We start from the raw sequence: 11,046 nt of genomic DNA on the forward strand, positions 1-11,046 counted from the left end.
GAAGCAAGCTTCTTTGTGGTCCGCTCGACTTGCATGTATTAGGCACGCCGCCAGCGTTCGTCCTGAGCCAGGATCAAACTCTCCAATAAAAGTTACATACCTAGCAAATTGACGTGGACGCTTCGTTTTGTTCAGTTTTCAAAGAACATCAACAAACGACTTTTTTATATTAATATAAACAAAATTACTTTGTCAATACTTTTTTTCGTATCACTCATTTTTTTATTGTCTCAACGACGTTTATAAATATAACACTGCTTAAATTACATGTCAATACTTTTTGGGTGTAATTTTTTTCGGGAAAATATATTTTTTGCATTCACTTGGTGAAGCGATTCTAATAAAAAGTTTAAATAATACACGATACCGCTCTTCCAACGCTTGCTTTACAACTTGATCAATTCGTGAATCTTGAATATCAAAGAGAATTTCCTCCATTTCCCGCTTTAATAAATAACGAAGTTCTTTTACTTCATTTTGTGTGACTAAAAAACCTAACATTATTGCACCTCACTTTTCCCTTTAATCTAATTATTACCAGTTGAATTCGTTTTATGAAATACTTTTCATAAGTTCATGGAACAAGCATAAAATGCTCATAAAGGAGATATTAGGACAAGGGGGAAGAACAATGAATTTTTTTTATGTATTAAACGGTCACGTATTAAAAAAAACATTAATTATCGTCATTGCTGCATTTTTTACTGCCTCCATTTTATACATTCAACAGAAAAGTAACCCAGCCTTTTCAACTCCTACTGGACCAAAAGCTGTTTATAAGGCGGAAAAAAGCAGAAATGAGGTGGCTTTAACATTTGATATTAGTTGGGGCGATGAAAAGGCAATCCCCATTCTTAATACATTAAAGAAATACGGCATAAAAAACGCTACTTTTTTCTTGTCTGCTTCTTGGGCGGAAAGACATCCAAACATCGTTAAACGAATTAAAGAAGATGGACATGAAATCGGGAGCATGGGATACAATTACATAGACTATACAGAACTTGAAGACGATAAAATAAGAAGAGACTTGCTTCAATCACAAAAAGTATTTAATATGCTAGGGATAAAAAATGTTACCCTTTTAAGGCCACCGAGCGGCCATTTTAATAAAAAAGTTTTAAAAATTGCTGACTCTTTAGGATATACGGTTGTTCATTGGAGTATCGATTCAAAAGATTGGCTTAACCCAGGAGTGGATATGATCGTCAATAATGTAGTGGAAAATATTGATGGCGGAGACATTATTTTGCTACATGCCTCTGACTCAGCAAAACAAACATTAGAAGCACTACCCCAAATTATTAGCAAAATGAAAAAGCAAGGTTATCAAAATGCATGTATTTCTGAATTGATTGCAAACGCAAAAGCAAATGCTAAGGAAATCAATTAATAAATAAAGGGTCCCCCTCTATCAACATTGTTGTTAGAGGGAATCAACCCCTTATTTTTTCGTGCCTGTTAACTTATGAAGTATAAGCAATTGATAAGCGTTGCACACTAACAGCGGGAATAACATTAAGTATAACCAGTCCTCTTCGTTAATTCTCAATACTGGAAACCATTCAATAATTGTGACTACGACCATGAAAAACAAAGCTGGAACAAAAGCTTCTTTATTTGTTTGCGAACGTTTAATATATGCCACAACTAGTCCAAATAAGAAAATAAACAAAGCAATCCATATATAGCTGATTATTGACTCGCCTTCTTTAGCAAAAATTTGATATCGGAAATAAATTAAGTCAAACAACACAAATGCAATCAATACAAGTTGTACTGAATTCCAAAGAGAAACAGAACGAAATATCCCTAACCCAAAGCGATGAACCGTTAAATAAGCAAAAAAGCCCATTTGGCTAATAATACTGAAAATAAAGCCAACACCAATAAACCATAGCAAAGATGCTAGAATTTCCCCCATATTCATCTCCAAGAAGAGATCTTTATATTCGCTCCATCTCACTGCAAATCCGGTAATTCCCGTTGTAATTCCACCGACTATTAGTGTCGTTAGAAATAATCGAACCCATTTACGGCTATTCACTGTCAAATCCTCCATTATTGTTCTAATATTTCCTTTAAAAATTTTATCAATCACTTATTGAAAAAGCCAGCCATTAATCAGACCGATGCATATTTTTTTCTTTAACATTCATATTAAAGATAAGGATCTTTGCAGAAAGGAGCTTATTTCACATGACAAAATGGACATCGCTCCTCTTATTGAGCTATTTCCTTATCCTTAGCGCTTGTGCTCCTCAAGAGACAAGTCCTCCTCCACCTGATTATGATCAAACAAAAAAGATGATTGTTGATATATTAAAAACGGATGAAGGAAAGAAAGCCATTAAAGAAATTATGAAAGATGAAAAAATTAAACAGGAACTTATTATGGATCAAGTCATTGTTAAACAAACCGTTGAACAAGTGCTCACATCTAAAAAAGGTGCAGATTTTTGGAAAAAAATGTTCGAAGATCCTAAATTCGCTGAAAGCTTTGCGAAAAGTTTAAAGACAGAACAAGAAAAAATGTTGAAAACGTTAATGAAAGATCCAGAATATCAAGCGATGATCATCGATATTTTAAAAAATCCGGAAGTAGAAAAATCGATGATAACTGTGTTAAAAAGCCAAGAATTTCGCACCCACCTTCAACAAGTAATGACAGAAACATTTGAAAGTCCATTATTCAAAGCGAAGATTCAACATCTTCTTATTAAAGCAGCTGAAGATATGCAAGGAACAAAAAAGCAAGATGAGGATCAAGAAGGAGAAGGCGGCGAGGAAGGTAGCGAAGATACGGGTGGAGGACAAGGGGGCAGTTAGTATAATCGCTTGAAGCAGGAAACTTCTTTCGAAATAATATTTAAACTGTCTGATAAGGGTCCGACTCTCTAAAATATGTGGGAGAAGTCTGACCCTTATCTTACTCAATTTCCTATTAAGAAACTTTCTCGGTAATTTTGCGAGCAATATCCATATAAATTTTTCCAATTGGATGGTCTTCAGCATATACAGAAGGTGCGAAGTCCTCCTCATTCCAATCAGGCTGTTGTAACGGCAACTGTCCTAGGAGCTCTGTTTGCAGCTCTTCAGCAAGCTTTTTTCCGCCGCCTTTTCCGAATACATATTCTTTCTCGCCAGTTAATTTGCTTTCAAAATAAGACATATTTTCAATAACGCCAATGATTTCATGCTCTGTACGAAGTGCCATCGCACCCGCTCTTGCTGCAACGAATGCTGCTGTTGGGTGAGGAGTAGTAACGATAATTTCTTTACATGCAGGTAACATGGAATGTACATCTAGTGCTACATCTCCTGTTCCTGGTGGTAAATCTAATAATAAGTAATCTAATTCTCCCCACTCCACTTCCTTAAAGAAATTGTTTAACATCTTCCCTAACATCGGACCGCGCCAAATAACAGGAGCATTATCTTCCACAAAAAAGCCCATGGAAATCACTTTTACTCCAAAACGCTCCACAGGAATAATTTTTTCGCCGCGAACAACTGGTCTTTCTACTATTCCCATCATATCTGGAATGCTAAAACCGTAAATATCTGCATCGATAAGCCCGACTTTTTTTCCAAGGCGTGCAAGGGATATAGCAAGATTGACAGAAACAGTGGATTTGCCTACCCCACCTTTTCCGCTCGCAATAGCGATATAGGCAGTTTGTTTTAACTCTCCTTGATGTTTTGCTAGTTCTTCTGGAGACAAGCTTGTAAATCGTAATCCTACCGTTTCTGCACCTGCATTTTTTAATAGTTGTACAATCGTATTCTGTACCTGGAGTTGCTCAGCAGTGCCTGTCTTCGCTAAAGCAATTTTGACGCTTACATGTCCTTTATCCTCTTTTATCTTTATTTCTTGAATGGCATTCGTTTCTTTAAATGTTTTATGTAAGAACGGATCTTTTATATTTTCTAAAATTTCCGTCACTTTTTGTTGTGTCAACATTATTTATCACCCAATCCTTTTATGTATTCGTTTCCATATTTCTAATATAACATAATATTCTATTTTTTCTATGGAAATAATCCTTTCAGAAAATAGAGTGCCTATGACTTCAAGCAAAACAAAAGCCCCCTAGTTTGGGGGATTTTTTTCATTTGAAAAATATCTTAAAATTCCTTTGTATATGGATGCAGCTACCTTCGTTTGGTAATCTTCAGAAGACAAAAGCTGCCGCTCATCATAGTTAGATAAAAAACCGACTTCGACAAGTGCACCTGGTTTTTTGGAGTACTTTAATAAATAGACCCCATTGATTGGTTTGGCTAAACGGTTCGTATTTTCAAGATTTCGTCGAAGCTCCGCTTGAATAAATTTCGCAACCCTTTCATTTTCCACAAAGGAGGCATAGTAAAACGTTTGCGCTCCACTCCATCGCGGAGACGGAATCGCATTCAGATGAATGCTAATAAATAAATCTGCTTCTGACTCATTAATAAACTCTGCTCTCTTTTGCAAATCCTCTACTTTCCGTCTGCTGTAACCTTTTGTGTCCTTTGAAGCCAAATCATGGTCTCCTTCACGAGTCATCATTACTAATGCTCCCTGTTGTTGTAAGTAGTCGCGCAATTTTAACGCTATGTTTAAAGCAACATCTTTTTCGACTACTTCTCCTCCGACCGCACCACCATCAGGACCGCCATGTCCTGGGTCTAAAATAATGATTCTCCCTGAGAGCGGCAGATTCCATGATTTCCATGAGTTGTTCTCAGTAAACTTATATTGAAGCAAAACCATTAAAATGATGAAACCAATGACAAAACCAATCATTTTTATTTTTTTGTTCATTGTTTCTCCCCCTGCTTTTCCCCTTCTCTATCTTATATGGAACAAGCAGAGAAAATAGAACATGCATTAGCGTAATTTTAAACGCCAACGTTTTCTCCCTTTTTCAAAACCTTCTATCCACCAGCTTCCCACATAATGTTCACATGCATAATATAGTGATTCATTAATAAGTGCATCATCAATATTCCCCCAAAAACACAAGACATCAAACAATGTATCGACTAAATATTTTTCCTCTTTTGCACAACGGTGTCTTACCATCGTGACTGGCTCACCATAATAACCAAAACGGCTATAACTTGCACCAAGTAAGAAAGCTTCAATGGCAATATCTATGCAGCTATCTTCAACAGACGAAGGAAAAACACGGTGAGTGCTATAAAAATCTGCAAAATATTCGTATACTCGTTTTCTCAGTTGCTCTAACGATAGTTCCCGGAGCATTTTTCGTTCATAAGCGATTTCCTTTTCCCGTTTTTTCTCTTTAAAAGAAGTAACCACATTCATCTATCTCACGCTCCTTTGAGATGTAGTTTCCTACCGTCTCATCTCAATCATGCGTGCATAAAGAAAACAAAAAATCCCAGCCGTAATGGCTGGGATTGATAAAGAAACTTTGATTAACGTTTTGAGAATTGTGGTGCACGACGAGCGCCTTTAAGACCGTATTTCTTACGTTCTTTCACGCGAGCGTCACGAGTTAATAAGCCTGCACGTTTTAATGTTGCACGGTATTCTGGATCAACTTCTAATAAAGCACGAGCGATACCATGACGGATTGCGCCTGCTTGCCCAGAGAAACCGCCACCTTTTACATTTACTAATACATCATAGCTACCTAAAGTCTCTGTTAATACTAATGGCTGTTTAACTACTTCAATTAACGCTTCAAATGGAATATATTCTTTAATATCACGACCATTAATTACGATGCGTCCATCGCCAGGAACTAAACGTACGCGCGCAACAGAGCTTTTACGACGGCCTGTGCCATAATATTGTACCTGTGCCAAAATAATACCCTCCTTAAATCAATTATCCGCGAAGTTCGTATACTTCTGGTTTTTGTGCTTGATGTGGATGTTCGCTTCCTCTGTAAACATGTAATTTTTTGAACATTTGACGGCCAAGACGACCTTTTGGAAGCATGCCGCGAACTGCTAATTCAAGCATTTTTTCTGGATAGTTCGTACGCATTTCAAGCGCTGTTCTTACTTTTAATCCACCTGGATGTAAGCTATGACGATAGTATAATTTGTCAGTTAATTTTTTACCAGTCAACTCAATTTTCTCAGCATTAATGATGATTACGTGATCACCAGTATCAACATGTGGTGTGAAAGTTGGTTTGTGTTTACCGCGTAAAATTGCAGCAACTTCGCTTGCAAGACGACCTAACGTTTTGCCTTCAGCGTCAACAACGTACCATTTACGTTCTACTTCATTTGGCTTCGCCATGTAAGTTGTACGCATTGTTTTCCCTCCTAAAATAAAAAATAAAACGAATTGGTTATATTTATTTCAACACGATTATTTTCCGGGGCTAATCGTGGGGTTAAAATACATACCATATGATATAATATCTCTTTAAAATACCAATGTCAAGAAATTGTTACACCAGGATTAGTTGTCATAATAAACTTTCCATAAATATAAACCATGACTAGGTGCGGTTTTACCCGCTAAGCTGCGATTCTTCCCTTTTATAATTGCAGGAATATTAGCTGGATGAATCTTTCCTTGTCCAACATCAAGCATCGTTCCAACAAGAATACGAACCATATTATAAAGAAAGCCATTTCCCACAAACTTAAATATTAGCTCACTGTCTAAGATGACAAAGTCGGCTTCATAAATCGTGCGCACTTTGTCTTCTATCTCTGTTTTTGCCGAACAAAAACTTGTGAAATCATGTGTACCAACAATAAATTGCAATGCCTCTTTCATTGCATCATAGTTAAGCAGATATGGAAAATGAAAAGCATAGTTACGGGAGAATACGTCCTTTTCTTGTGCGATTCTTACTTTATAGCGATACTCTTTAGATATAGCACTGAATCGGGCATGGAACGATGAATCTACTTTCTCCACTTCTTTAACAACAATATCGTCTGGCAACAAAGCGTTCAATGCTTTTACCCATCCAACAACCGGAATCTCCATTGGAGAATCAAAGTGAACGACTTGCCCGTGCGCATGAACCCCCGCATCCGTTCTTCCAGATGCGAAAACGCGAATGGACTGTCCTTTATGCATGGTTGCTAAAGCATGCTCCAATTCTCCTTGTACTGTACGCTTATTCGGTTGAATTTGATAGCCAGCAAAGTTCGTTCCATCATAAGCAATTGTGCATTTCAATCTTTGCATCGTTCATTCCTCATTATGACCGTAGTATAAACAATATTATTGCTAATAAAACAAGTAAGACTATTAATGCAGTATCGGCAAATTTCCACGTTAATAAACGGAATTTGGTTCTTCCTTCGCCCCCCTGATATCCACGTGCTTCCATAGCAGTAGCTAATTCTTCAGCCCGCTTAAAGGAGTTGATAAACAATGGAACAAGCAACGACACAATCGCTTTTATTCTCTCCTGAAAAGAGCCGCTTGAGAAATCGACTCCTCGTGCTGTCTGAGCTTTCATAATCTTATCCGTCTCCTCCATTAATGTTGGAATAAAACGGAGAGAAATCGACATCATGAGCGCTAACTCATGTATTGGCATGTTGAATTTTTTTAGTGGCGAAAGAAGACTTTCTACTCCGTCTGTGACTTCAATCGGAGTTGTTGTTAATGTCAGCAACGTAGTTACAATGATTAATGACAGAAAGCGAAGAGAAATAAAAATACCTTGCTTGACACCTTGCTCATGAATTTCAAGCCATCCAAGTCTATACAATAATTCTCCTTCTTTTGTCATTAATAGGTGAAGCAGAAACGTAAATAAAATCATCCAAAAAATTGGTTTCAAGCCTCTGATTATGAAAGAAAGCGGAATACGAGATAATAATATGAGGCTAAAAGTAAAAGCCGTTAAAATAGCATAAGATTTAACATTATTTGCTAAAAAAACGATAAAGACATAGAAAAAGACCATGATTAATTTGGAGCGTGGATCCATTCGATGAACAATCGATGTACCAGGAACATATTTACCGATAATCATGCTATTCATCATCTTTTTTCACCTTGGCAAATAGCTTTTTTGTTTCTTCAACAATTTCTTCCACCGTTAAACACGGAGATGTAATGGTTATACCAAACTTTTCTTCTAATTTTTTTTGAAATAAAATGGTCTCTGGCACATCTAATCCTATCTCCAACAACGTATTTGGCTCACGGAAAATTTCTTTAGGAGTTCCCTTTTTCAGCACAGTACCTCGGTGCATTACAATAATTTCATCTGCATATCTTGCCGCATCTTCCATGCTATGAGTAACTAAAATCGTTGTTAACTGTTTCTCTTGATGTAAGCGGTAAAACATTTCCATAATTTCTTTTCGTCCCCTTGGATCTAAGCCTGCTGTAGGCTCATCTAATACAATTACTTCCGGTTCCATCGCAAGCACCCCAGCAATTGCTACTCGTCTCATTTGTCCTCCACTTAACTCAAAAGGCGACTTGGTTAACACTTCTTCAGGGAGTCCTACTAACGAAAGCAGTTCTCTTGCCATTTTTTTTGCTTGCTCTTCTGGAATTCCGAAATTCATCGGGCCGAAACAAATATCCTTTTCTACCGTTTCCTCAAAAAGTTGGTGCTCCGGGAATTGGAACACAATTCCTACTTTTTTGCGTAACGGCTTTAAGTGTTTTGACTTTTTGGCATTTGTAATGATTTGATCACCAACATGCACTGTGCCGTCTGTCGGTTGGAGCAAACCATTAAGATGCTGTAAAAGTGTTGATTTTCCTGAGCCTGTATGGCCAATTATAGCAACATAAGAACCGCTGGCAATCGATACATTCACATTATATAAGGCCCGTCTTTCAAAAGGGGTATTGGTATGATATCGATGTTCTACATCTTTGAATATAATGTCCATAACTCATCCACCAACCCCTCTGCGGTTAAATGATCCATAGTCAACGGGAATCCCGCTCTCTTTAAATGATTGCTAAGTTTTATAGCAAAAGGAAGATCCAGTCCAATTTTCTCAAGTTGTTCTCCTAATAAAAATATTTCTTCTGGTGCTCCTTCAGTCAAAACTTCACCCTTGTTCATCACTATAACTCTGTCTGCTTTTACTACTTCTTCAAGGTCATGTGTAATCGAAATCACGGTAATCTTCTGTTTCTTCTTTAAATCTCTTACTGTTTCCAGCACTTCATTACGACCTTTCGGATCAAGCATGGATGTAGCTTCATCTAGAATAATAATATCGGGCTGTAAAGCAATAATGCCAGCAATCGCTACTCTCTGCTTTTGTCCACCAGAAAGATGATGCGGTTCTTGTTCTGAAAACTCTTCCATTTTCACCAGTCGAATCGCTTCATTTACTCTTTCCACCATCTCATCGCGAGGAATGCCATTATTCTCAAGTCCAAAAGCAACGTCATCCTGAACGGTAGTACCAACAAATTGATTATCCGGGTTTTGAAACACCATTCCAACCCGCTTGCGAATCTCCCAAATTGTCGTCTCATTTAACTCTGTACCAAATATTTTGATAGAACCGCTTTCCTGTCTCAATAAGCCATTCAATAATTTAGCAATTGTCGATTTTCCAGAGCCATTATGCCCAACAATAGCAAGCCATTCTCCTCTTTGAACATAGAAGCTAACGTTTTTGACAGCATAGTTTGTTTCATTCGGATATTTGAAAGAAATGTTCTCGACTGATACAGCAACATCTCTCATAACTAGCCTCCTCTCAACTCTTCACTTTCTATTCTCTACTCTACTACAGTTATGGAAAAAGAGAAATAAAAAAAGGGCATAGATCCAGTTTAGATTAAACTGTCTCGCCCTTGTAGTATTGCTATTAAACTAACTCGATAATTACCATTGGAGCACCATCGCCACGGCGTTGGCCAAGTTTCATAATGCGAGTGTAACCACCTTGACGATCTTGATAACGTGGTGCAATGTCGCTGAATAATTTTTGAACTGCATCTTGGCCTGTTTCTGTATTTGCTACTTCTTTACGAACGAAAGCAGCTGCTTGACGGCGAGCATGTAAGTCGCCACGTTTGCCTAACGTAATCATTTTTTCTACTACTGAACGCAATTCTTTTGCACGAGCTTCAGTAGTTTCAATACGCTCATTGATGATTAAATCAGTAACTAAGTCACGAAGTAATGCTTTGCGTTGAGCGCTCGTACGTCCTAATTTTCTGTAAGACATGAGATGTCCCTCCTTTATTATTAAATAACTTGTAACATGAAAATGCCTAGTTAATCAAAAAGTTAACTAGTCATCTTTGCGTAATCCTAAACCTAACTCTTCTAGCTTCGCTTTTACTTCTTCGAGAGATTTCCGTCCTAGGTTACGCACTTTCATCATATCTTCTTCCGTTTTTTGAGCGAGCTCTTGAACTGTATTGATGCCAGCGCGTTTTAAGCAGTTATATGAACGTACAGAAAGATCAAGTTCCTCAATCGTCATTTCCAGCACTTTTTCTTTTTGGTCTTCTTCTTTCTCTACCATAATTTCCGCATTTTGCGCCTCATCAGTAAGACCAACGAAAATATTTAAGTGCTCTGTTAAAATTTTCGCACCAAGTGCAATCGCTTCTTTCGGACCGATGCTGCCATCTGTCCATACGTCAATCGTTAATTTATCATAGTTTGTCACTTGACCGACACGTGTATTTTCCACTTGGTAAGATACGCGTGATACCGGTGTATAAATAGAATCGATAGGGATAACACCTATTGGTTGATCCTCGCGTTTATTTGCATCAGCTGGAACATACCCACGTCCACGCTTCGCAGTCATTCTCATGCGCAAATGGCCGCCTTCTGCTAACGTAGCAATATGAAGGTCTGGGTTGAGAATTTCTACATCGCTGTCGTGAGTAATATCTGCAGCCGTGACAACTCCTTCGCCCTGTACATCAATTTCGAGCGTCTTTTCTTCGTCAGAGTAAATTTTTAACGCAAGTTTCTTAATGTTTAAAATGATTGCTGTTACATCTTCTACGACGCCTTCAATTGTCGAAAACTCATGCAGTACACCATCTATTTGCACAGATGTTACAGCAGCACCAGGGAGTGAGGATAACAGGATTCGACGTTT

General features: G+C 37.7%; 15 protein-coding genes and 1 rRNA gene. 2 read left to right on the forward strand and 14 right to left on the reverse strand.

Translation table 11 applies throughout. The features are described from left to right. Both HNQ85_RS17310 and HNQ85_RS17315 read right to left on the reverse strand, forming a co-directional pair. A 16S ribosomal RNA gene (locus HNQ85_RS17310) occupies positions 1–89 on the reverse strand; the annotation flags it as partial. Positions 90–270: 181 nt separating this feature from the next. Further along, positions 271–501, reverse strand: coding sequence for a hypothetical protein (locus HNQ85_RS17315; protein WP_181538947.1), 231 nt, complete (start codon positions 499–501; stop codon positions 271–273). A 130-nt stretch (positions 502–631) separates the two neighbouring features. On the opposite strand from HNQ85_RS17315, the gene pdaB reads away from it, so the two are divergent. Continuing rightward, the gene (pdaB, locus tag HNQ85_RS17320; RefSeq protein WP_181538948.1) at positions 632–1,393 is read left to right on the forward strand and encodes a polysaccharide deacetylase family sporulation protein PdaB; all 762 of its coding nucleotides are present in this window, start codon (positions 632–634) and stop codon (positions 1,391–1,393) included. A 51-nt stretch (positions 1,394–1,444) separates the two neighbouring features. Here the strand turns inward: pdaB and HNQ85_RS17325 are convergent, their stop codons facing one another. Continuing rightward, complete coding sequence (locus HNQ85_RS17325; protein WP_181538949.1) at positions 1,445–2,047, reverse strand: KinB-signaling pathway activation protein; 603 nt, start codon at positions 2,045–2,047, stop codon at positions 1,445–1,447. 152 nt (positions 2,048–2,199) lie between these two features. On the opposite strand from HNQ85_RS17325, the gene gerD reads away from it, so the two are divergent. After that, positions 2,200–2,829, forward strand: a complete 630-nt coding sequence (gene gerD, locus HNQ85_RS17330) for a spore germination lipoprotein GerD (RefSeq protein WP_181538950.1) — start codon at positions 2,200–2,202, stop codon at positions 2,827–2,829. A gap of 115 nt (positions 2,830–2,944) precedes the next feature. Here gerD and HNQ85_RS17335 read toward each other — a convergent pair whose 3' ends face one another. The 11 genes from HNQ85_RS17335 to HNQ85_RS17385 form a co-directional block, all read right to left on the reverse strand. Then, complete coding sequence (locus HNQ85_RS17335; protein WP_181538951.1) at positions 2,945–3,964, reverse strand: Mrp/NBP35 family ATP-binding protein; 1,020 nt, start codon at positions 3,962–3,964, stop codon at positions 2,945–2,947. 129 nt (positions 3,965–4,093) lie between these two features. Further along, entirely contained in the window at positions 4,094–4,756 is a 663-nt protein-coding gene (gene cwlD / locus HNQ85_RS17340; RefSeq protein WP_409994150.1) for an N-acetylmuramoyl-L-alanine amidase CwlD, read from the reverse strand. A gap of 117 nt (positions 4,757–4,873) precedes the next feature. Beyond that, positions 4,874–5,314 carry a YbaK family protein gene (locus HNQ85_RS17345; protein ID WP_181538953.1) on the reverse strand — a complete coding sequence of 147 codons (441 nt, stop codon included), beginning with the start codon at positions 5,312–5,314 and terminating at the stop codon, positions 4,874–4,876. 113 nt (positions 5,315–5,427) lie between these two features. Beyond that, positions 5,428–5,820, reverse strand: a complete 393-nt coding sequence (gene rpsI / locus HNQ85_RS17350) for a 30S ribosomal protein S9 (protein ID WP_044895224.1) — start codon at positions 5,818–5,820, stop codon at positions 5,428–5,430. Between the two features lie 22 nt (positions 5,821–5,842). Next, positions 5,843–6,280: a 50S ribosomal protein L13 gene (gene rplM, locus HNQ85_RS17355; protein WP_181538954.1), complete on the reverse strand. Its 438-nt coding sequence runs from the start codon at positions 6,278–6,280 to the stop codon at positions 5,843–5,845. Positions 6,281–6,430: 150 nt separating this feature from the next. After that, the gene (truA, locus tag HNQ85_RS17360; protein WP_181538955.1) at positions 6,431–7,174 is read right to left on the reverse strand and encodes a tRNA pseudouridine(38-40) synthase TruA; all 744 of its coding nucleotides are present in this window, start codon (positions 7,172–7,174) and stop codon (positions 6,431–6,433) included. A gap of 13 nt (positions 7,175–7,187) precedes the next feature. Further along, on the reverse strand, positions 7,188–7,985 hold the full coding sequence (locus HNQ85_RS17365) for an energy-coupling factor transporter transmembrane component T family protein (protein WP_181538956.1): 798 nt from the start codon (positions 7,983–7,985) through the stop codon (positions 7,188–7,190). Next, positions 7,975–8,850, reverse strand: coding sequence for an energy-coupling factor ABC transporter ATP-binding protein (locus HNQ85_RS17370; RefSeq protein ID WP_181538957.1), 876 nt, complete (start codon positions 8,848–8,850; stop codon positions 7,975–7,977). The genes HNQ85_RS17365 and HNQ85_RS17370 overlap by 11 nt, the downstream gene beginning before the upstream one ends. Continuing rightward, a complete protein-coding gene (locus tag HNQ85_RS17375) occupies positions 8,826–9,665 on the reverse strand; it encodes an energy-coupling factor ABC transporter ATP-binding protein (protein WP_181538958.1) in 840 nt (279 codons plus the stop codon). The genes HNQ85_RS17370 and HNQ85_RS17375 overlap by 25 nt, the downstream gene beginning before the upstream one ends. Positions 9,666–9,789: 124 nt before the next feature. Beyond that, positions 9,790–10,152, reverse strand: coding sequence for a 50S ribosomal protein L17 (gene rplQ / locus HNQ85_RS17380; protein WP_181538959.1), 363 nt, complete (start codon positions 10,150–10,152; stop codon positions 9,790–9,792). 66 nt (positions 10,153–10,218) lie between these two features. Continuing rightward, on the reverse strand, positions 10,219–11,046 hold an 828-nt coding region (locus HNQ85_RS17385; protein WP_181538960.1), incomplete at its 5' end, for a DNA-directed RNA polymerase subunit alpha.

This window comes from [Anoxybacillus] calidus (assembly GCF_013760845.1).
Taxonomy (GTDB): domain Bacteria; phylum Bacillota; class Bacilli; order Bacillales; family Anoxybacillaceae; genus Paranoxybacillus; species Paranoxybacillus calidus.

Excerpts from the sequence above, each read along its gene's own strand:
- cwlD (WP_409994150.1), bottom strand. The coding sequence starts at position 4,756 with ATGGTTTTGCTTCAATATAAGTTTACTGAGAACAACTCATGGAAATCA.
- HNQ85_RS17375 (WP_181538958.1), bottom strand. The coding sequence starts at position 9,665 with ATGAGAGATGTTGCTGTATCAGTCGAGAACATTTCTTTCAAATATCCG.
- rplQ (WP_181538959.1), bottom strand. The coding sequence starts at position 10,152 with ATGTCTTACAGAAAATTAGGACGTACGAGCGCTCAACGCAAAGCATTA.
- pdaB (WP_181538948.1), top strand. The coding sequence starts at position 632 with ATGAATTTTTTTTATGTATTAAACGGTCACGTATTAAAAAAAACATTA.
- truA (WP_181538955.1), bottom strand. The coding sequence starts at position 7,174 with ATGCAAAGATTGAAATGCACAATTGCTTATGATGGAACGAACTTTGCT.
- HNQ85_RS17345 (WP_181538953.1), bottom strand. The coding sequence starts at position 5,314 with ATGAATGTGGTTACTTCTTTTAAAGAGAAAAAACGGGAAAAGGAAATC.
- HNQ85_RS17365 (WP_181538956.1), bottom strand. The coding sequence starts at position 7,985 with ATGATGAATAGCATGATTATCGGTAAATATGTTCCTGGTACATCGATT.
- gerD (WP_181538950.1), top strand. The coding sequence starts at position 2,200 with ATGACAAAATGGACATCGCTCCTCTTATTGAGCTATTTCCTTATCCTT.
- HNQ85_RS17315 (WP_181538947.1), bottom strand. The coding sequence starts at position 501 with ATGTTAGGTTTTTTAGTCACACAAAATGAAGTAAAAGAACTTCGTTAT.
- rplM (WP_181538954.1), bottom strand. The coding sequence starts at position 6,280 with ATGCGTACAACTTACATGGCGAAGCCAAATGAAGTAGAACGTAAATGG.
- HNQ85_RS17335 (WP_181538951.1), bottom strand. The coding sequence starts at position 3,964 with ATGTTGACACAACAAAAAGTGACGGAAATTTTAGAAAATATAAAAGAT.
- HNQ85_RS17370 (WP_181538957.1), bottom strand. The coding sequence starts at position 8,850 with ATGGACATTATATTCAAAGATGTAGAACATCGATATCATACCAATACC.